This is a genomic window from Alphaproteobacteria bacterium, assembly GCA_020638555.1.
GTDB lineage: Bacteria > Pseudomonadota > Alphaproteobacteria > Bin95 > Bin95 > JACKII01.
On the sequence record JACKII010000002.1, the window covers coordinates 358,257 to 379,009 of the forward strand.

Genomic DNA, 20,753 nt, shown 5'->3' on the forward strand with positions numbered 1-20,753 from the left:
CAGCCGGCTGGAAAAGACTCCGCTCCGGAAATCGCTTCAACCATCGGCGCGGACCGGCATGCCGCCGTCCGCTCGGGCTCTGCCGTCACCGCTGGTGCACCCGCGTGCCCTGTTGGATGGCGTCGTGCGGATAGCGGATGATCCGGTCGCCCGGCGCCAGCCCCGCCACAACCGCGGCATCCAGGTCGTTGCGATGGCCGAGCCGCACGGTCCGCAGCACGGCCCGGTCCTCCTGCACGGCGAACACCGCCCAGGCCTCGCCCTCGCGGAACAGCGCGGTGAGCGGCACGGTGGTCGCGTTCTCGCTCTCGGACAGCACCACCCGCACCTCCACCTCGAAGCCGTGGCCAAGGCGTCGCCAGACCTCCGGCGGGTCGGTCAGGTCGACGATGACATTGACCCGCTGCTCCTCGATGCCCAGGGCCGAGACCTTGGTGTAGCCATAGGGCTCCACCGTGCGGACCTTGCCGTTCAGCGGCCGGTCGCCGCCCCACTGGTCGACGATGACCCGTTGGCCGGGTTCGATGCGCACGGCGTCGGCGGACGGGAAATCGGCCACGATCTCCAGGTCGCGCGGATTGCCGACTTCCAGCAGCCGCTCGCCCGCGGCCACGACCCCCTCGCTTTCGTGCAGCACGCGCAGCACCTCGCCGCTGACGGGCGAGCGGATCGGGATGCAGGGGCAGCCGTCGCCGTCCGGCAGCGGCTCGCCGGGGTTTTGCAGGCGCACCCGGGCGGCGGCCAGTTCGGACTGGCGCATGCGCACCGCCGCCTGGGCCGTGGCGACCGCGGCCTGGCGGGACCGGAAGGCGCGCTCGGCATCGTCGAGCACGCTGGCGGACACCGTGTTGGTCTGGCTGAGCTTGCGCATACGCTCGACATGGGCCGAGGCATAGTCCAGCTCGGCCCGCGCCTGCTCCAGCGAGGCCTCGGCCAGGCCGACACCGGCCTCCGCGGTCACCACCGCCATGCGCGCCTCCGCCGCCGTGCGCGCGTCCAGGAATTCCGGTTCGATCGGCTCGATCTCCGCCACCACGGTCTCGCCGCCGATCACGGCGTCGCCCTCCTCGATGTCGATCCGCAGCGCCCGGCCGCGCACCGGCGCGGAGACCGTGAACACGTCGCGGATGCGGGTTTCGCCCTGTTCCTCGACGGTGACGATCAGCGGCCCCTGGGCGACCGTCGCAATGTCGACGGCCACCGATTGCGGCCGCAGCGCGAAGCCGAGGCCCACGGCCAGAAGCCCGATCGGAACGGCCCAGAAAGCGATGCGGCGGAACACGGGAGACATGGCGGTCACTCTCGGGTTTTCAGAACGGCAATCAGGTCGAGGCGGTCGAGGCGGCGGCGCACCAGGAGGCCGGCCAGCACGGCGGACACCAGAACGGCGATGACCGCGTTGGCATAGGCGGTCTCTCCCACCACGAAGGGCAGGCGGAACAATTCCGTCTCGAAACTCTGGACGATCAGCCAGGCCATGCCCCAGCCCCCCAGACAGCCGAGCGGCAGGGCGATCAGGGTGAGAATGGCGGCTTCGCCCAGCAGGATGTAGGCGATCTCGCCACGGCGAAAGCCCAGCACCCGCAGGGTGGCCAGTTCGCGCCCCCGTTCGGAGAGCGCGACGCGGACGGCATTGTAGAGCACGCCCATGGTCAGCACGCCGGCAAAGCCGACGAACATCGAGGAAAAAATCAGGATGGTGTCGCCCAGGGTCTCGTACAGCTTGCGCAGCGCATTGTCGCGCAGGGTCACGGAGGCAAGGCCGGGCAGTTCCGTCAGCTTGCGCAGCAGGTCGGCCCGCCGGGCCGGGTCGATCAGCAGGTTGGCGGTCTCCAGCACCCTTCCTTCCCCCAACGCGCGGTTGAGCGTGGCGAGGTCGACATAGGCGGGCGTGCCGATATAGGTCTCCATCAGGCCCGTCACCGGCAGGTGGAGGGTCGGCCGGGTGCCGGTGCGGATATGGACGGTGACACGGTCGCCGATCCCGACCCCCAGCTTGCGCGCCAGCACGGTGCCCAGCACGACGCCGCCGCGCGGCACCGGCCAGTTCCAGCCGCGCACGTCGTGGATCACTTGCAGCCGCGCGCCCTCCGGCAGGCCCTGGAGCGCGCCGCGGTGCCGGATCAGCCCGACCGTGAAGTCAGCGGGCGCGGCCCGCTCCGGCTCCACCGCCAACACCCCCGGCAGCCGGGCCAGCGCATGGCGCGTCGACAGTGGCCGCGGCTCGAAAAAGCCGATGGTGACGTTTTGGTGCTGGGACTCGATGAAATGGCTGGTGGCCAGGCGTTGGATCCCGTCCCGCCATTGCAGCGCCATCACCAGGATCGCGACCGCCAGCGACACGCCCACCACCGTGCTGACCGAGCGGACCGGCGCGCGCGCGATCTGGCGCAGGATGATCCGGGTGGGATGGTCCAGGCGACGGGTCACCGTCTCGGGCAGCAGGGAGCCGCCATGGCCCTGCGGCATGGGCGGACGCATCGCCTCCGCCGGATGCAGCGCCACCGCGCGGCGGACAGCGGTCAGCGCCCCGACCAGGGCGGCGGCCAGGCTGACGCCGGCGGAGATGGCAAATCCCGCGCCGCCCGGGTTGAAGGTCAGGAACGGGAACTGAAAGAACGCCGTGTACATCTCGGTGTTCCAGCGGCCGAGCGCCAGGCCGGCCGCCCAGCCGATCAGCACGCCCAGCGCGGCCATGGCCAGCGCCATCATGGCGTAGTGCCACCCCACCTCGGCATTGCGATAGCCGAACGCCTTCATCAGGCTGATCTCGCGCCGCTCCACCTCGATCAGCCGGGCGAGGAAGGTGTTGGTGAGGAAGGCCGCCGCCATCAGGAACACGGCGGGCAGGATCGTCGCCATGGTGCGCAACTGTTCCAGCTCGTTCGAAAGGAACCAGTGCGAGATCTGGTTGGCGCGGGCGATGGCGCCAGTGCCGCCGTAAGGATCGGTCAGCCGGTCCATCCGGTCGATCACCGCGCGCGGGTCGGTGCCGCGGGCCAGGGTCAGGCTGACGCTGTTGAAGGCGCCGTCCAGATCATAGGCCGCGGCCAGCGCCGTCCGCCCCATCCAGACGACGCCGAACCGGGCCTCGTCCGGCATGATCGCGCCGGGCGCCAGGGCGTAGACGAATTCGGGAGACAGGGCGAGGCCGACAATCTTCACCTGCCGCTTGGCGCCGTTCAGTAGCACGCCGAGCCGGTCGCCGACGACAAGCCCGTGTGCCCTGGCGAACGGGGCGAGCACCACCGCCTCGTCGTCCCGGCCGGGTTCGACCAGCCGGCCGGAGGTCAGGGCCAGGCGGTTCAGCCGGGGCGGACCGTGATCGGGCAAGGACAGGAGTTGCACCACCAATGGCTCGGCGACGCCCGGCACTTCCGCGGTGGTAAACGCGCCGATGCGGGTTTCGACGATTGCGACGCCGTCAATGGCGGCGATCCGATCCGCCAGCCGCTCCGGCGCGCGTTTCAGGCCGGCGATGACCTCGCCGAAACCGTAGCGCTGGTAATAGGCGTCGGTGGTGGTGCGCAGCGAGTTCAGGGCGGACAGCGACATGATCAGCAGCGCCACCCCGGACGCCACCACCAGCGCCACCGCGATCACCTGGCCGCGCATGCGCCAGAGATCGCGCAGGATTTTGCGGGTCAGGACCGGCATGCCCTCACCAGCGGATATCGGCCGGCGCCGCGCGTTCGGCGTTTTGCCGGCGCTCGACAATGCGGCCGTCGGCCATGGAGACCACCGTGTCCGCCATGGCGGAAATGGCGACATTGTGGGTGATCAGGGCGGTGGCGGCGCCGATTTCGCGGGTCACGCGGTCCAGCGCCTCCAGTACCAGCACGCCGGTCTGAATGTCGAGCGCACCGGTCGGCTCGTCGCACAGCAGGATGCGCGGGCGCTTGGCGATGGCCCGGGCAATCGCGACCCGTTGCTGCTCGCCGCCGGAAAGTTCGGCCGGGAAGTGGCGGCGCCGGTCCGCGAGGCCGACCAGCGCCAGGGCATCGGCCGGGGGCAGTGGGTCGGCGGCAATCTCGGTCACCAGCGCCACGTTTTCCTCCGCCGTCAGGCTGGCCATCAGGTTGTAGAACTGAAAGACGAAGCCGACATGCTGCCGCCGGTAGCGGGTCATGGCCCGGTCGTCGTCCATGGAAAGCTCCTGCCCCTCGAAATACAGATGGCCGGAGGTGGGCGCGTCGAGGCCGCCCAGAATGTTCAGCAAGGTCGACTTGCCGCTGCCGGAAGGCCCCAGCAACACCAACAACTCGCCGCCGTGCAAATCGAAGTCGACGCCGCGCAAGGCGTGCACGGCCGCCGCGCCTTCGCCGTAAATTCGGGTGATGTCCCGGGCGGCCAGGATTTCGTTGGGGGAGCGATCTGGACGCAATTCCATTCCGGCTCAAAGTGAAGGACGCACGCGATAACAGGCAGTATAACAAGCATTTGCGGTTCTGTTGGCATCGGGTACCGGTCCGCGCCTCGCCGCCAGCAACTGTAGCAGCAACCCGGACCGGGCCGCCAGCGCCCACCCGCGATCAAGGGCCGCCCGGAGTTTCGCCAACGGCCTTATGGGCGCGGCGCCATCCGGCAGGCCGGCCCGGGCTGCGCCTACTCCGCCGCCATCGCCACCTGGCGGCAGAAGCAGGAGGCCTTGACCGGCACTTCCGCACGGGCGGCGGCCAGATCGAGCCGTTGCTTGATCAGCACCGATTCGACCGTCTCGCCCCGCCGGATCAGGCATTCGTGCAGGCCATGCAGCGACCAGAGATTGTCCGGGTGCTGGCAGGCGCGGCTGAGCTTGCCGTCCAGCCCCAGGTCCGAGCGGTAGACGGCCTCCGCCTCCTCCACACGCCCCTGCTCCAGCAACAGCGCGCCGAGCGCGTGGCGCGCCGGCTGCATCCAGCCCCACGGCTCGTCATACGGCAGGGCGTCGTCGCGCGCGACCGACCGGCGGAGATGGTCGAAGGCAACGTCGAAATTGCCCTTGCGGTACTCCAACTCGCCGTTCAGCATCTCCTCCGCAATGCCGAGCAGGTCCAGGACGGTGTTGTTGTGCACCCTGCGCGTGTCCGGCACCCGCGCCTTGGCCGCCAGGAAGTTGGCTTTTTCCGTCTCAGCCGCCGCGACATGGCCCAGCGCCGAATGCGCCACGGCCTTGGCGTAGTGGATCATCGCGACATTGGAGCAATACAGCTCCCGGTCCTCCGGCAGGTCCTGGGCGATGATCTCGTGCCATTTGCCGAAGCGCACGAGAACGTGCTGTTTCATGGTCAGGTAGGCTTCCAGGAAGTCGGCCATCGGCGGCGACTCGACCCGCAGCACGGCTTCCGGCACGCGCGCGATCAACTCCTCCGCCGCCGCGATGGCCGGCGTGTACTGGCCGAGAAACATGGCGCCATAGATCGCGAAGTGAAAATTGTGGATCACGTACATCAGATAGATGCCGGGATCGTCCGAATAGGCGAGGAAGCGCCGGTCCGGCTCCAGCGCCTTCTGGTTATAGACCATGACATCGCGGTAAAAGCCGCAGAGCACGTCGATATGGGTCGGCATATGCACCAGATGGCCGGAGTCCGGCATGATGGTCCGCAGCCTGTCGCCGGCGCGGAGCGCCTTTTCGGGGTGCGGCGACATCTCCATCAGGTGGACGTACAGGTGCAACAGGCCGGGATGCTCCCACGCGCCCGGCATGGTCGCAAACGCATGGTCCATGGTGTCGACGGCTTCCAGCGTACCGGCGTCCTTGAACGGGCCGCCGGTTTCCAGATCCCACATGCGCCAGGGCGTCTCGTTCATGATGGACTCGACGAAGACCGAGCGCACGTCCAGATCGTTCGGATGGGCGTTCAGCAGTTCGCGCATGCGCCTGGTATAGGCCTTGTTCCACGGCATCATGTCGTCCGCCGGCTCCCGCGCCGGATAGCGGACGGTCAGCGCCTCGATCATCGCCCGTTCGATCGGCGTGACGCTGCCGGCATGCGCGAGCGCATCTTGCATGGCGTCATACGCCGCTTCCAGGGCCATGCGCTGACCCTTGGGGTCGTAGAGATCCCACGGCATGTTGTAATTCGGCCCGCTGGCATAGCTGATGCCCCAATGGGCCATGGCGCATTCCGGATCGTGCTCCACGGCCTTGCGGAAGCATTTGATCGACTCGCCATGATTGAAGCCGAACAGCCAGTTCAGGCCGCGGTCGAACCAGACCTGGGCTTCGGGCGACGCGGTGGTGACGGTCCGTGTGTAGGAGCCAAGATCAAAATACGACATTGGGAGCTTCCTTTGCTGCCATCCGCCCGTTCGAAACGCCAGTCTCGAAGATTAGCGGCAGATTTCACGACGAACAGCGCTTTCTTCGCGGAATGGTCGCAGCGGCTCGTTTTGAATTGGTCCAATTCGTGCAACATTGTCTTTTCGCAGCGCTATTCGGCTCTTGAGACGCAGGCTGTTTTGCCGGAAGCGGCGCGGGCCATGGCCGGGGTCTGCGCCGGGCGGGAGCGGCGACGATTGTGCCCTTGCAGAACGGCATCTCGCTACCGACCTTGTGGGTGCTGCGCAATGGCGACGATCGCGCCAAGCCCCGGATTTCCGCCGCGTCGCGGGGGGGCGGGTCGGTCGCATGTCGGCGCGTCGCGCTCGAACAGAACCGGGGGGAAACCCGAAGTCATCCGTGCCCGGCAAGGCGCGAGGTGGGGCGAGCGTTCCGGGAAGGTGATGCCCATCGCACCCCGATAGCGTGGAGAGAGCTTCGGCATGTCACGAACCAATATTTGCCTGTTCTGGGGATTCTGGGGCGCGCTCGCGCTGCTGTGGTTGTCGCTGAATCTGGCGGTGTTCGCGGCCCCGAACTTTTTCGCCCTGCGCGCCTCGATGATCCAGGTCACGGGCGTGATGGCGATGGGGGCGATGGGACTGGCGATGATCCTGTCGCTGCGGCCCAAATGGCCGGAAGCGCGGCTGGGCGGGCTCGACAAGATATACCGGTTGCACAAATGGCTCGGCATCGGCGCGCTGACCCTGGCGGTGGTGCACTGGCTCTGGTCGGAAGTGCCGAAATGGGCGGTGGGGCTCGGCCTTCTGGCCCGGCCCCAACGCGGGCCGCGGCCCCAGATCGACGATCCGGTGCAGGCCTTTCTCGGCAGTCTCCGCGGCACCGCCGAGGGGCTGGGCGAATGGGCGTTCTATGCGGTCGTCCTGCTCTTGCTGATCGCGCTGATCCATCTGATCCCCTATCGCTGGTTCCGCTACAGCCATCGGCTGGTGCCGGCCGCCTTCCTGGTGCTCGTCTTCCACGCCGTCGTCCTGCTCGACTATGCGATGTGGCCGACGCCCCTGGGAATTGTCCTCGGGGTGCTGCTGCTATGGGGCAGCTATGCCGCCATCCTCTCGATTTTCGGCCGGATCGGGGCCGGCCGGCGCGTACCGGGCGAGATTGCGGAAAAGCGCTTCTATGAGGGCGTCCGGTCGCTGGAGACGGTCGTGAAGCTGGGCCCCGGCTGGGCCGGGCACAAGGCCGGGCAGTTCGCCTTTGCCACCTCCAGCGCGTTGGAGGGAGCCCATCCCTACACCATTGCCTCCGCCTGGGACCCGAACGACCCCAAAGTGACCTTCATCGCCAAGGAACTGGGCGATCACACGACCGGGCTGGTGGACCGGCTGAAGGTCGGGCAGACGATAACGGTCGAAGGGCCGTACGGATGTTTCACCTTCGATGACGGCAGGCCGCACCAGATCTGGGTTGGAGCCGGCGTCGGCATTACGCCCTTCATCGCACGCCTCAAGGAGCTGGCGTCGGAGGAGCCGGGAACCGTTCGGCCCGAAATCGACCTGTTTCACACCACGCGGGAGGTCGACGAGCGTGCGCTGGAGCGATTGTCGGCGGACGCGCGGGTCGCCAGGGTCAGGCTCCACCTGCTGATCGACGCGAAGCATGGCCGCCTGACCGGCGAGCGCATTCGCGATCTGGTCCCGAACTGGCGCGAGGCGAGCCTATGGTTCTGCGGCCCCGGCGGCTTCGGAACATCCTTGCGGGCCGATTTCGCCGCGCACGGGCTGCCGGTCGAAGAGCGGTTTCACCGGGAGATTTTCGCATTGCGCTGATCCGGCGGCGGACGTTTGCGCTCCCGCCCGCGCGACACTCCCGGCCGCGCCGACCAGCGCCGCCGACCAGCGCCTTGGCCGGGACGTGCGGCCGGCGTTGACCGGCTGCCGTAACGGGGGGAGACTGAAAAAAACAGCGAACCCTTGCCCGGGAAACAGCGCCCATGCCGTTCTTCGAATCCATGCGGGAGACCGCCGGCCCGCCCAAGGTGTTCGTCACCTACCCGGATCTCTACCGGCCGTGGTCGGAGATGAGCCAGACGCTGATGAACGGCCCCTCGCCGCTCTCCGAGGCCGAGCGGGAGCTGATCCTTGCGCTGGCGGCCGGCGCCGCCGGCTGCGAGTTCGTCTATGTCGCCCATTCCGAAGTCGCCTATGCCTGGGGCATCGAGGAGGGGTTGCTCGACGCGCTGCTGGCCGACATCGACACGGCCCCGGTGGACGAGAAACTGCGGCCACTGCTGAAATTCGTGCACAAGCTCGCCGTCACGCCGAACGCTGTCACCCAGGCCGACGCCGACGCGGTGTTCGCCGCCGGCTGGGACGAGCATGCGCTGCACGACGCCATTGCCGTGACCGCGCGCGCCGCGTTCATGCAGCGGCTGGTCCAGGGCCATGGCTTCATCCCCATGGACCGGGAAACCGCCGCCAAGCACGCGAAGAACCGCGTCGAAAAGGGCTATGTCAACCTCTACCCGGCGTTCGCGAAACCGGCCGACGCGGACTGATCCGCCAGAAAGGCTTGCGCACGATGGACGAACTCCACCCCGACCATGTCCGCCAGATCCGCGACACCGTGAACGCGTTCATGGAGCGGGAAGTGAACCCGCACATGGACGCGATCGAAAAGTCCGGGGACGAGAACCTGCCCTCGAACCGCATTGCGGCCCTGGCAATGGTCCATGCCTCGCAAACGGCAAAGCTGGTGGGGGACAAGGCGCAGCAGATTTTCGGCGGCTATGGCATGGCGCTGGAATACCGGGTGTCGTGGCTGAAATCCTACGCCGACCTGTTCTTCACCGGCGAGGGCTCGGCCAATGTGCAGAAAATCGTGATTGCCGAGGATGCGCTCGGCTACAAGGTCGCCGACCGCCACCACGGCCGCACCGGCCTGCGCGACCCGCGCCGGGACGACATCGCCGACGAGATGACGGCGGCGTAGGGCTCACCCTGAACCAATCGGTTCATCCCATCCCAGCCCAGGCGGGAAAGCGCGAGAGCAATTTCGAGCGCAGTGGCATCACGAGGCGGCTCGGAAATGGCGTCAACACACAATGCTAGAACGTCCGAAGTGAGCCAAGACGAACGGAAAATACTCTAGGTTAAAGAAAGTTTGGGATCGACCACATCACGGCCGCCCCCCTGAAGCGCCACAGAATTTCTAGAGAGATGATATCTCTTTTCATAAGATCGTAACATTATAACCATTGCAGATAATAAATATGCCCATGGCTGAAATGCAACTCCAATAAATGCACCGCCCGACGCGAATACAAGAAGGCAAGTCAACACTGCTCTCCCCAGATCTGACAACCATATCAGTTCCGCATTCCCTCTATTTCGTCGGTAAATGCCATACGACATCTTCATAGCGACCAACAGAATACTGACAAAGATCACAAGCCCCACATAGCCATGCTCTCCCAAAACCTCGAAATAAATGCTGTGGAACGCCCGCGCCCGTCCTTGCCCCGGAATGAAGCCCAGGTTCGCCAGATAGGAGAAAAACCCGCCGCCAAACGGGTGTTCCTGTACGAACCGCAGCGTCCAGCCCCAGACTTCCAGCCGGGTCGATGCCGAGGTATCCGCGGCGGGATGAAGGATGGTATCCATTCGCGCATACCAGGCTTCCGGCAAGGCCATCAGCGCAATACCGGCGACGACCAGGAACACCACGGACAGGCGAATCTTGTAGCGCGAGAACCACCACGTCACCGCCGCCATGACGGCAAAGGCCACCAGCCCGGTCCTGGCAAAACTTCCCACGGCCGCCGCCAGACACAACACAACATATCCCGCCACCGCAACCGTTGCGATCCAGTTGCGCGGCATGATCAGCGTGTGCTTGCGCAGATACAGCACGATCACGATGGCCATCACCGAAAACATCGCCAACATACTGCTTTCCGCAAGCCCAACATTGTTTTGGCCGGCCACCTCGATCTCTCCATAGCCGCCGCCGCCGGACAGGATGGCCTTGAACCCGGCCGCCGCCACCAGCGGCACGGTGCCGACGGTCAGAACGTACAACAGCGCTTCCAGGTGAATGCGGGTGCGGATGACGAACGGAATGAAGCAGGCGAACGCAATCTCCTTGAACGCCCAGTTCCACTTCCACCAAGCCTGTTGCGGATACAAGGCGTTGAAGGTGGTGAGCGTCACCCACAGCGCAAACAGCCCCATCAGCATATGCAGCGCCGTGAACTTGGGCGGCGCCCGCCGGTCCACCACGAAATAGGTCAGCACGGCCGAGACCGCCAGAATCATCGCGATCGGCAAGGGTTTGAAAAAGCCATAGGCCAAATTCTGCGGTTTCAGGATGCTGGCCCAAAAGTATCCCAGGGTCAGCACGAACGGCGCCGCCATGCCAAGCGCCATCACGCCCAGGGAAAAGAGCGCCAGGACGATGTCCTTCATGGGCGCGCAGGCCCGTTGAAGCGCGGCTGGAACCGCCGGCCGGGCCGGGCGGGCGATGGTGTCTTGGCGCGCGAAGACGGCGACTGGACGGACCGCCGGTCCGGCGTCGTCCCGGTCGCCTCGGTGCCGGTCGCCTCGGTGCCGGTCGGAGGCCCGAACCAGGGCAGGCTCTTGTCCAGAATGACCGCCCGAAACAGGATATAGGCGAGCAGGGCAAGGCTCACCGCCAATGTCACAACGTCGATCATTCGAAACCGATCCTCGTGCACCCGCCAAACCGCGCCCAAACCGCAGGGCTCCGCAACGGGGCGCTCGTCATACCCGACTGTTTTGCACGGCAAGGTTTACCAAAATCCCCCCTGCCACCGCAATCGCTACGAAATGTCCGACAGCGAGACGGCCCGTGTCCCGCTGTCGGCGATTGCGGCCTTCCACCCGTGTGCCATGGCCGGGCGATGGCGCGAACGATCAGTTGCGGGTGCGGGCGTAGTCCGCCGCGAACTTGCCGGCGCGCTGGCCGAACACCGCGCCGCTCATCAGGCCGGTGCCGCCGGGGTAGTTCTCGTAAAACAGGCCGCCGACCAGTTCGCCCGCGGCATAAAGCCCGGGAATCGAGCGGTCGGTGATGTCCTGGACCTCGTTCTTGTCGTTGATCTTCACGCCGCCGAACGTGAACGTGATGCCGGTCGTGGTGACGTAGGCGACATAGGGCGGCTTGTCGATCGGCAGCGCCCAGTTGGTCTTGTCCGGATTCAGGCCGCTGGTGGTGACGCCGTCCAGCACCGCCGGGTTGTAGTCGTCGGCCGGGCCGCAGGCAGCATTGTAGGCGTCGATGGTCGCCCGCAGTTTCGCGGGATTGATGTCGAGCCCTTCGGCCAGTTCCTCGATCGTGCTGGCCTCGACCTTCGTCACCTCGCGGATGCGGTATTCGTCGCGCAGGCGGTGGACGGTCTTCTGGTCGAAAATCTGCACCGCCGTGCGGTGCGGCTGGCCCATGATCGCCCGGCCGAAGCGCACATAGGTGAGGTTGCGGTAGTCCTCGCCCTCGTCCACGAACCGCTCGCCGTTCAGGTTGACCATGATGCCGAGCGGGTAGGAATGCTTCTGGAAGTTGTCCAGGATCCAGCGGTCGCCATAGGGCGGCGCCGAGATATCCCAGCCGACCGAATGGCAGCCGCTCCAGTTGCCATAGGCCTGGGCGCCGATGTCCAGCGCCATCTTGATGCCGTCGCCGGTGTTGTGGCGGGTGCCGCGCACGCGGCAGAGATCCCAGCCCGGCCCCAGATAGCGCACGCGCATTTCCGGGTTGCTCTCGAACCCGCCGCAGGCCAGCACGACCGAGCGGGTGGGGATGTCCTCATAGCCGTCCGGGCCGCGCACGGTGACGCCGCTGATCTTGTAGTCCTGATCCTGGATCAGCCTGGTCGCGCCGGTGCCATAGCGGATTTCGATGCCCAGCTTCGCCGCACGCTCCAGCAGGAAGGTCACCAGGCCGGCGCCGCCGCCCACGGCCTCGATGTTCACGCCGCCATAGAAATGCTGCTTGCCGTCCACCTCGTAGGACTGGCGGCCGTACATCGGAATGAAGCGCACGCCGTTCTCGCGCAGCCACGCCATGGCCGGGCGGGACTCGTCGATCAGGATCCAGGCCAGTTCCTCGTTGGCCTGGTGGTGCGTGACCTTCATCAGCGTGTCGTAGAAGAACTGCCGGTCATGGGAGGGCAGGATGATTTTCTCCCGCTCCTCCGCCGTCAGGTCCGGCATCACGTCCTGGCAGACATCGTCGAGCCCGGTGTGGCAGAAGCGGAAGCCGCCGGCGGTGAAATAGGAGTTGCCGCCCTTCTCGTCCTCCGGCGCCTTTTCCAGCACCAGCACGCGGGCGCCGTTCAAATGGGCGTTGATCGCCGCGCACAGAGCGGCGTTGCCGGCGCCGGCAACGACGACGTCATAGGGATTGGGGGAAGGCATCGGGCGTTCGCTCCGTCTGGTGTTCGGCGGGAAAATGGAGAGGGCCGGCGGGGCGGCCTCGTCGGCCGGCATTCTAGCCCCGCTCCCCGCTGCAAACCAAGAGGGCTGCACGGCCGGACGGCGGGCAGGCCGCCGCGCCGGCGGCGCGGCCTCTTACGACGAATGGCGAATGGGCAGGCCGCGAATTGCCCCTAGGGTTCACACTTGGGCTAAAGTAGCATCCAGCTCCCCTGCATTGCTATAATCGCAATCGTCCTGAACCAACCGAGGCTAGAAATTATGGCAGGCTTTCTGATCGTCGACGACCATCCGATGATCCGCGCCGCCCTTGAAACAGCGTTGCTGCGGGCCTATCCGGACCGCCCCGTGCTGCACGCGTCCGATATCGCATCGGCAGAGGGCATTCTGGCGCGAGAAGCCGCGTTGGATCTGGTGCTGTTCGACCTGAACATTCCCGGCGCCGATGGCTTTACCGGCCTGATCCGGCTGCGCAACGCCTTTCCGCGCGTACCGATCCTGGTGGTGACGGGGCATGACGACCCGCCCTACCGGCGCGAGGCCCGGGCGGCGGGAGCGGCGGGCTTCGTCTCCAAGGCGGACGACACGGCCACCATGCTGAATGCCATCGCGGCGGTTCTGGCGGGCGACGGCCACTGGCCGGAAGACGATGCCCCCCCGGCCGCGGCCGACGAGGGCATCGGCTCCGCGCTCGCCTCGCTGACCCCGCAGCAATTGCGCGTGCTGGAATTGCTGGGCGAGGGCCTGCTGAACAAGCAGATCGCGCACGAACTGGACATCGTCGAATCGACGGTGAAGGCGCATGTCTCGGCGATTCTGCGCAAGCTCAACGTCCATTCCCGCACCCAGGCGGTTCTGCTGGCGCAAAAGCTGAATTTCAAGCAACTGGGTTGAGGCTCGCCGCCGGAAACATGCCGGGCCGAAACACGCCGCCGCACAGCGCTTAGAGCGGAGTCTTTTCCCGCCGGCTCACCAGCCCAGTTTCTCTGTCCCCGCGGAGGCGGGGACCCCTGCCTGAGAGGAAAATACACAGTCCGTGTCCTGTGAGAAGCTCTCAGGCACGGGCTCCCGCTTGCACGGGAGATGGGGCAGGAGAGTGGCTCAACCAGGACCGAAAACGCGCGAACATTCCCCTATGATTGGGGCGCCCAGACCTCGACGCTCTGACTGCGTCCGCGGATGGGTTCTTCGGCGAGGCGGGCGAACAGGCCCGTCACCTCGGCGCCCGCGGCCCTGGCCGCGTCGATGGCCGGCCGCCCGGTGACGAAGGTCACGCCGTGCGCCTTGGCGATGTCTTGCAGGCGGCTCGCGACATTGACCGTGTCGCCGGTGATCGTGATCTGCGCGTGATCCCTGCCGCCCAGCACCGCCACCGTCACCGGCCCGTACTGCACGCTGACCCGGAGGCGAAGCGGCTGGCCGGGGAAGACTTCGGACCGGAAACCGGTTGCCGCGTTCAGCAATTGCAGCCCGCACATGAGCGCCGACGCGCCGTCGTCCGGCCGGGGGTCCGGCAGGCCGAAAACGATCAGCGCGCCATCGCCCTCGAAACTGACGATCACGCCGCGATGGTCCGTGGCGCAGTCTTCGTAGAGACGGTGGAGTTCGCGCAGGAACGCGGCGGTTTCGGCCGGGGAGGCCTTCTCCACCAGCGTTGTGTAGCCGGCGGCGTCGACGAACAGCACGCCTGCGTCTTGCGTTCGGCCTTCGAAGGCCGGCCTTGCGCCTTCACTCAGATAGGTGACGAGGACCGGCGACTGATAGCGGGAGAGATTGTGCCGCTCGATCTCCAGCCGGACGGCGAGGCGCCGCTCCGCCCGCAGCCGTTGCGCCATGCACCAGGCGCTGGCGCCCAGCAGCGTCGCCAGGATCGCGGTGGCGTCCAGCCAGAGATTGCCCCGTTCGAACGCCAGTTGAACGGCGGCGGCGCCGGCGAGCCAGACCGCTGCCGCCATCGCAAGGGCCATCGCCGGTGATCGTGCCCGCGCGGCGTAGAAGAGCGCCACGGCCAGGGCAATGGCGAGGGCGGTGCCCAGCACGGCGGTCCGGGGGCCGTGTCGGATCAGGTCGCCGGCAACGAGGTTCGCCGTCAGGGTCGCCAGCACCTCGGCCCCCGGCGTATCCGTGCCGAACGGGGTCGCAAAACGGTCCGACAGGCTTTCTGCCGACGCGCCGATGAAGACGGCCCGGCCCCGGAAGACCGCCGGGGGCGCTCGTCCGTCGAGCACGTCCAGCAGGCTGACGGTGGGAATGGTGCCGCCGGGGCCGTAATGGTCGAGCGGCACCGCGCCGGCACGGTCGGTCCCGATCTCGCGCGGCCCGAGGCGGAGCCCCCGGCCGGGCTGCCACGCCACCTCGCCCCGGGTGAGGTTCAGGAGGCGGCGGGCGGCCTCGACCGAAAGGGCGGGGAGATAGCCTTGCGCGCCGATCCGGAGGGCCAGGGGAATTTCCCGCGCCACGGTGTCGTCGGCACGGGAAATGTTGACATGCCCGAGGGTCGCATGGCCCAGAATCTCCGGCAGCGGTGCGAACAGCCGGGGGGCGGGGCCGGCGCTCGCGGGGCCGCCGCTCGCGGGGGCGTCGATCACCACGCCGAACACGCTTCGTTGCAGCGCGCGAACGAGGCCGGGCGGTCGCTCCGTTGCCGGATTGCGGAGGGCGCTGCCGACGGCGGTGCCGAGGATCACGCGGTCGCCCGGCGCCAGCGCGGCCGCAAGCGCCGCATCGGCATCGGTCCGGTCGAGGAACAACAGGTCGAGTGCGACGACGCGCGGCCCGGCGGAGAGAATGGTCCGCACCGCCGCGGCGATGGCCGCGCGAGGAGGAGGGGACCAGCCGAGCCGGTCGATGGCCGCCTCGTCAATGGCGGCGATGACGACGGAATCCGGCGGTGCTATCGGGCCGCGCAGCCGGAAGCGGAGATCCAGCAGGCGGGCCTCGGCCAGGTCCGTGACCGGATCTCCCGCAAACACGCGCCAGAGCGCGAACACCAGCGCGCCGACGGCGACAAGGACGAGATGGCGCCGGGGGATATGCGGCCGGCGCCGGGACGCCGGGGTCATCGCCATCCCATGCCGAGGGCGTCGACGGATCGGGCGATCCGCGCCGCACCCCAGATCTTCACGGGGCCGGCCGTGCCGTCACGTCCGATGGTGACCCCTTCGTCGGCGTTGAGGTCCACCGGGGTGCCGTCGGCCGGCGCCACGGCGACCCTGCCATCGCGCACGAACACCGCGGTCTCCGCCCCGGCGGCGGTCTCGACCAGCCATTCGGTCGAGCGGGCGGAGGCGATGGCGAGCGGAGTCCGGACCTCGATGCGGTCCCAGCCCCGACCCGGCGCGACCAGGCCAACGACCCCGTCGACCAGCCGGAAAAAGATGCTTCTGGAAGGGCTGGCGAGATCCTGGATATCGAGCTCGGTCGCGACGCCGATCGTGACCGTGATGCCGTCGTTGCACGCGATCTTGACCCGGTCCTTGGGGCCGGTCTTGATCCTGGCCTCGCGGGGAAGCTGCGTGACGATCTTGAGGGGTTGCCACACCCCATTCACGCCGTAACGGGCCTCGCCCTCCATCCCGGTGACGGTGCAGGACCGGGGATTTTGGGCAAATGCCGGGCCGCTGAGACCGGCGAGGAGCATGACGATGGCGAGGGGACACCGGGACGGGATCATAGTGCAAGTCCTCCTCAAGGTCCGGGTCCGAGAATGGTATAGGAACCGTTGGATCGGGTCCACGAGCCTCGCGCCGCCCGCGGCCCCAGTTTGACACCGGTATCCTTTGCACGTCCTCTGGCGCGGCTGCCGATGGACCGATCCGGGTCGATGCGAGCGAGAGAATTTCGGGCTCGTCGGCCAAGTCGAGCCTGGCGAATCTGCGCCCCGTCTTCTCTCTCCGGTTGGTTCTGTTTGGAAGGTTGTCGTCTTCCGGCTCGGGGCGGCTGTGTCGCTTGCGTTGTTGGACGGTAGATCCCCGTCTATGCGTTTAGCCCGTCTATGCGTTTAGCCCGTCTATGCGTTTAGAACGTCGCCGTTAGGAGTAGAAAGAGTGTGTCGTTGTCGGAGGCATCGCGCCCGGTCCCGTCCACATTGCCGCTGCTGCCGTCGAAGCGCGTGTAATGCACGTATTGGAGCGACAGGCGCGGGTTGAACCACTCATAAACCGACCAGGGTTCCTTGTTGAACGGCAGCCAGTCGATCTGGGCGGTAAAGCTGGTGCTCGTCGGCGAGCCGCTGGGCGTGCCGTAGAGCGCGGCGTCGGAGCCGCCCCACAGATGGGATGCCCCGAGGCTGAACTGATAGGTCCCGTCATAGAGGTAGGCGATGCTTGCATCGGCACTGTTGAGCGCCCCGGTGGCACTGTCGGCACCGCCCAGCGTGGCCGACGCCGCCAAGTCCTGCATTTCATGGATCAGCGTGCCGCGTACGGTGACACTGTCGCGGTCACCGACATACTGGTACTGGGCATCGAAGCCCAGGTCGGTGTAGCGGTCCGCGCCGGCGCTCTTCTCACCGTTCGGGTAGAGCGAAGCGTAGAGGCCGAACGTGCCCACCATGAAATTGTTCGTTCCGTCGTCGCGGTGCCATGCGAACCGCCAATAGGGTGCGAGCCCGTTCGATTTCGGGGCGCCGTCGGAACTGACGTCCAGCGCGTTGATCATGTTGCGGGGCAGCGTGTGATAGAGGCCGACCTCGCCATAAATGCTCGAATTCCAGTCGGCAAAGGCACTCGCGCCAATCACGATCTGCCCGAGGCCATCTTTGAGCAGGGGCGAGGCTGCGGGCGTTGGCGCAAGTCCCGATCCGTCGAACGGGAACGACCAGACCGGAGTCGTGTTCCACGGATCGGTCACGGACGGGCTGTTGTTGAGGCTGACGCCGTAAGCGACGTCTTCGCCCGCAACCGTGCCCCGGTTGGCAAATCGCACGTCGATGTTGTCCCAGGCAAAGGCCTTGCCGATGCCGTCATAGGTGCCTTGCACAAAGGCTCCGACCTTGTCGATGACCCGCCCGCCAAAAAACAGGCTGCCCTGGTCCAATGCGAAATTGTCGTTCTCGCCGAAGTCCGGCGCGGCCCCGCCGGATTGGCCTTTGTTCGTGCGGGTGAAGGATCCTTGAAGCCATGCACCGATTTTCTTGTAGAGGGCCGTGTCGACATCCCCATCGACATAACCGTTCATCTTGAATTGCCGTCCGTAAGCGGTTAGTTGCGGATAGACGGTATGGCAGGCGCTGCATTCCAGGCCCGTCTGGCGCGCAAACGGTGGAATGGCATGGGCCGGCGCGCTTGGCGCAAGGACAATGGTAAGAAGAAAAAAACCGCTGACGGAAACAGGAATCTTGATGGGGTGATCTAAGAAAATAGGCATAAGAACCACTCCAAACTGCCGGTGGTTACTGTGGTGTTACTAGGATATATCCCCCAATACTCATTGAACATCTTACGAAAGAGAGTAAGCGGCGAGTTGCCCCCAGGCAATATCGTTTTCCCTCTGGGCAAGCACCGGTGCCAGACTGGGGAGACCCAAATCCAGCAGGGGAGCCCCTTCCTGCCAGGGCATCCGAAGCAGCCGATAGAGGCGTTCGTCGGGGACGATAACCGCCGCCGCTACCACGAGGGTCTGCCAAACCCGAGCCCTTGGCGGCCGGTTCATGACGAGGCACCACAACCGTCTTTTTGCCCGGTGGAGCCCGATCCGAGCGGTTTCGGCAACCCGCTTTGTCGTGGCGCAGCCTAGGCGCCGGACACCAGCGCTTGCCAGGCGGCCGCGACGGTTGCCGGCGTCTCGCCGGCGGCGGCCACATAGCGGTCCGGGCGGACCAGCACGCACTGGTCGCGGTGCGCGCGCAGCGGCTGGAGCGCGTAAGGGTCCGGGCCGCGGGCCGGCCAGGGCCGCTCGGTGCCCCGGCCCATCAGGGCGAACCAGGGACCCAACTCCCGGTCCAGCCGCACGACCGAGCCGTCAGCGCGCTCGACCTGCGGGTTCGGCACCATCGCGCCGACCAGCGAGGCCGGCGGCTGCTCCGGCGCGCCCAGGTCCACGAACAGGCCGCCGTCATAGCGCGGCTTCGGTTTGAATTTCATGTGCAACAGCCAGTCCCGCGCCTCCGGGAAGCGTTGCAGGCCCAGCAATGTGGCGTCGCGCAACTGTTTTTGCTCCGGCCCCAGCGGCATGACGATCTCGCCCATGGCGACGGCCAGGCGGATCATCGCCCGGGCCGGCTCGCGCCGCTCGCGCACATAGCTGGCCAGGATCGCCGGCGGCGCCTCGCCCCGCACCACCATGGCCGCTTTCCAGGCCAGGTTGTGCGCGTCGCGCAGGCCCGCATTCATGCCCTGGCCGGCAAAGGGCGGGGTCAGGTGCGCGGCGTCGCCGGCGAGCCAGACCCGGCCCTCGCCCCAGCGGTCCGCAACGCGGGCGTGGAAGGTGTAGATGACGGCGCGGAGGATGTCCTCCGCCGCCAGCGGCCGGATCGGCGCCAGCAGCCGTTGCAGGGTCGCCAGCTTCACCATCTCCGCCCCGTCCTCGCCCGGCAGCAGCATGAACTCATAGCGCCGGCCGCCGAACGGCGTCGGGATCGAGACCCAGGGCCGGGCCGGGTCGCAATGGAATTGCGACACCGGCTCGTCGTTCGGATCGCGGGCCAGGTCGAGCACGATCCAGTCCTGCGGATAGGTGTCGCCCTCCAGCCGCGCGCCCAGCAGGCCCCGCACCGTGCTGCGCGCGCCATCGGCGGCGATCAGCACGCCGGCGCGGACAGGGTGCGGCCGGCCCTCGTGCAGCAGCGTCGCGCTCACCGCCTCCGCCGTCTGTCGGAAGCCGGCGAGCGTGACGCCCCGCACCAGCGACACTTCGGGCCGCTGCGCCAGGCGTGCGAGCAGGGTCTGCTCCAGGTCCGGCTGGTGAAAGATGTTGCGCCGCGGCCAGCCGTATTCCATCGGCCCCGGTCCGACCTCGGCGAACGGAACGCCGCCTTCCAGATAATAGCGCGAGCCCTCCGAATGCCGCAGTTGCGGCAGCATCGCCTCCGCCTGGCCGCAGGCGTCGAGCGTGCGCAACCCCTCGTCGTCCAACGAGACCGCCCGCGGGATGTCCAGTGGCTCGGGCAGCGCATCCACCAGCAGCGTTTCGACGCCATAGGTCGCCAGCAAGTGCGCGGCAACGAGGCCGGTCGGCCCGGCACCGACCACCAGCACGGGAACGCGATCGGGAAGGGACAAGGCGGGCCTCGACGGTGGAAAGGCGGGGGCAGAGCTTCTAGGATGACGGCAAACGCGCGATCCGAAAAGAGGACTTGGCCCGCATGAGCCCGCCCTGGCACCGTTACAAGGCGCTGACCTTCGATGTCGGCGGCACCGTGTTCGACTGGCACGGCACGATCGCGCCGGCCGTCGCGGCGATGCTGCCGGGCGTCGATGCCCGCGCCTTCGCCAACGACTGGCGCCGCACCATGTTCCGCCTGCTGGCCGAGGTGCGGGCCGGGCGCCTGCCGCGCCACAACTCCGACCGGTTGCACCGGCTCGCCCTCGACCACGTGCTGCCGCGCTTCCCGTCGGCCTTTCTGAGCGAACGGCAGAAGGACGAATTGGCGAGCGCCTGGCACGTGCTGCGCGCCTGGCCGGATGCCGCCGCGGCGATCGAGACCCTGCGCAGCCGCTACACGGTGACGGTGCTGACGGTGCTCTCCTGGCGCTCGGTGGTGGCGTCGTCGAAGGCGGCGGGCATCGGCTGGGATGGTATTCTCTCCTGCGAGTTCCTGCCGGCCTACAAGCCGGAGCGCGCGGCCTATCTCGCCGCGCCGCGCCTGATTGGCTGCGCCCCGCACGAAACCGTCATGGTCGCGGCCCATGCCGACGGCGACCTGGAACACGCCGTCCGAGCCGGCCTCGCCGCCGCCTATGTCGACCGTCCCTCCGAATACGGCGAGACCCGCGCGCCGGCCCTGCCGGAACGGCGCTACTACATGGCGGAGGCGGTGGATTTCGCCGACCTGGCCCGGCAACTGACCGACCCGGACTATTTGAAGGACGCCTGAG

The 20,753-nt window shown here is 67.2% G+C and carries 16 protein-coding genes; 5 read left to right on the top strand and 11 right to left on the bottom strand.

The genetic code is table 11. The annotated features are described in order from the left end of the window. Nucleotides 1-85: 85 nt before the first annotated feature. The 4 genes from H6844_07615 to H6844_07630 all read right to left on the bottom strand — a co-directional run bounded on the left by H6844_07615 (nucleotide 86) and on the right by H6844_07630 (nucleotide 6,264). Nucleotides 86-1,291, bottom strand: a complete 1,206-nt coding sequence (locus tag H6844_07615; GenBank protein MCB9929265.1) for an HlyD family efflux transporter periplasmic adaptor subunit — start codon at nucleotides 1,289-1,291, stop codon at nucleotides 86-88. 5 nt (nucleotides 1,292-1,296) lie between these two features. Further along, nucleotides 1,297-3,657 (bottom strand): ABC transporter permease, encoded by a 2,361-nt coding sequence (locus H6844_07620; GenBank protein ID MCB9929266.1) that lies wholly within the window; start codon nucleotides 3,655-3,657, stop codon nucleotides 1,297-1,299. A 4-nt stretch (nucleotides 3,658-3,661) separates the two neighbouring features. After that, entirely contained in the window at nucleotides 3,662-4,390 is a 729-nt protein-coding gene (locus H6844_07625) for an ABC transporter ATP-binding protein (protein ID MCB9929267.1), read from the bottom strand. A gap of 215 nt (nucleotides 4,391-4,605) precedes the next feature. Then, nucleotides 4,606-6,264 carry a tetratricopeptide repeat protein gene (locus H6844_07630; protein MCB9929268.1) on the bottom strand — a complete coding sequence of 553 codons (1,659 nt, stop codon included), beginning with the start codon at nucleotides 6,262-6,264 and terminating at the stop codon, nucleotides 4,606-4,608. A gap of 600 nt (nucleotides 6,265-6,864) precedes the next feature. On the opposite strand from H6844_07630, the gene H6844_07635 reads away from it, so the two are divergent. The 3 genes from H6844_07635 to H6844_07645 all read left to right on the top strand — a co-directional run bounded on the left by H6844_07635 (nucleotide 6,865) and on the right by H6844_07645 (nucleotide 9,256). Beyond that, complete coding sequence (locus H6844_07635) at nucleotides 6,865-8,094, top strand: ferric reductase-like transmembrane domain-containing protein (protein ID MCB9929269.1); 1,230 nt, start codon at nucleotides 6,865-6,867, stop codon at nucleotides 8,092-8,094. A 164-nt stretch (nucleotides 8,095-8,258) separates the two neighbouring features. Further along, nucleotides 8,259-8,822 (top strand): carboxymuconolactone decarboxylase family protein, encoded by a 564-nt coding sequence (locus H6844_07640; GenBank protein MCB9929270.1) that lies wholly within the window; start codon nucleotides 8,259-8,261, stop codon nucleotides 8,820-8,822. A 23-nt stretch (nucleotides 8,823-8,845) separates the two neighbouring features. Next, entirely contained in the window at nucleotides 8,846-9,256 is a 411-nt protein-coding gene (locus H6844_07645) for a hypothetical protein (GenBank protein MCB9929271.1), read from the top strand. A 155-nt stretch (nucleotides 9,257-9,411) separates the two neighbouring features. On the opposite strand, the gene H6844_07650 is transcribed toward H6844_07645, so the two are convergent. The 3 genes from H6844_07650 to tcuA all read right to left on the bottom strand — a co-directional run bounded on the left by H6844_07650 (nucleotide 9,412) and on the right by tcuA (nucleotide 12,699). Further along, the gene (locus H6844_07650) at nucleotides 9,412-10,731 is read right to left on the bottom strand and encodes a putative O-glycosylation ligase, exosortase A system-associated (protein MCB9929272.1); all 1,320 of its coding nucleotides are present in this window, start codon (nucleotides 10,729-10,731) and stop codon (nucleotides 9,412-9,414) included. After that, nucleotides 10,728-10,979, bottom strand: coding sequence for a hypothetical protein (locus H6844_07655; protein MCB9929273.1), 252 nt, complete (start codon nucleotides 10,977-10,979; stop codon nucleotides 10,728-10,730). The genes H6844_07650 and H6844_07655 overlap by 4 nt, the downstream gene beginning before the upstream one ends. Before the next feature lie 220 nt (nucleotides 10,980-11,199). Beyond that, a complete protein-coding gene (tcuA, locus tag H6844_07660; GenBank protein ID MCB9929274.1) occupies nucleotides 11,200-12,699 on the bottom strand; it encodes an FAD-dependent tricarballylate dehydrogenase TcuA in 1,500 nt (499 codons plus the stop codon). Between the two features lie 279 nt (nucleotides 12,700-12,978). On the opposite strand from tcuA, the gene H6844_07665 reads away from it, so the two are divergent. Beyond that, the gene (locus tag H6844_07665) at nucleotides 12,979-13,611 is read left to right on the top strand and encodes a response regulator transcription factor (GenBank protein MCB9929275.1); all 633 of its coding nucleotides are present in this window, start codon (nucleotides 12,979-12,981) and stop codon (nucleotides 13,609-13,611) included. A 239-nt stretch (nucleotides 13,612-13,850) separates the two neighbouring features. Here H6844_07665 and H6844_07670 read toward each other — a convergent pair whose 3' ends face one another. The 4 genes from H6844_07670 to H6844_07685 form a co-directional block, all read right to left on the bottom strand. Then, the gene (locus H6844_07670) at nucleotides 13,851-15,779 is read right to left on the bottom strand and encodes an adenylate/guanylate cyclase domain-containing protein (protein ID MCB9929276.1); all 1,929 of its coding nucleotides are present in this window, start codon (nucleotides 15,777-15,779) and stop codon (nucleotides 13,851-13,853) included. Further along, the gene (locus tag H6844_07675) at nucleotides 15,776-16,390 is read right to left on the bottom strand and encodes a FecR domain-containing protein (GenBank protein ID MCB9929277.1); all 615 of its coding nucleotides are present in this window, start codon (nucleotides 16,388-16,390) and stop codon (nucleotides 15,776-15,778) included. The genes H6844_07670 and H6844_07675 overlap by 4 nt, the downstream gene beginning before the upstream one ends. A gap of 344 nt (nucleotides 16,391-16,734) precedes the next feature. Then, nucleotides 16,735-18,084 carry a cytochrome C gene (locus tag H6844_07680; GenBank protein MCB9929278.1) on the bottom strand — a complete coding sequence of 450 codons (1,350 nt, stop codon included), beginning with the start codon at nucleotides 18,082-18,084 and terminating at the stop codon, nucleotides 16,735-16,737. A 365-nt stretch (nucleotides 18,085-18,449) separates the two neighbouring features. Further along, nucleotides 18,450-19,937, bottom strand: a complete 1,488-nt coding sequence (locus H6844_07685) for a bifunctional 3-(3-hydroxy-phenyl)propionate/3-hydroxycinnamic acid hydroxylase (GenBank protein MCB9929279.1) — start codon at nucleotides 19,935-19,937, stop codon at nucleotides 18,450-18,452. An 83-nt stretch (nucleotides 19,938-20,020) separates the two neighbouring features. On the opposite strand from H6844_07685, the gene H6844_07690 reads away from it, so the two are divergent. Continuing rightward, nucleotides 20,021-20,752, top strand: a complete 732-nt coding sequence (locus H6844_07690; GenBank protein MCB9929280.1) for an HAD-IA family hydrolase — start codon at nucleotides 20,021-20,023, stop codon at nucleotides 20,750-20,752. Nucleotide 20,753 lies beyond the last annotated feature (1 nt).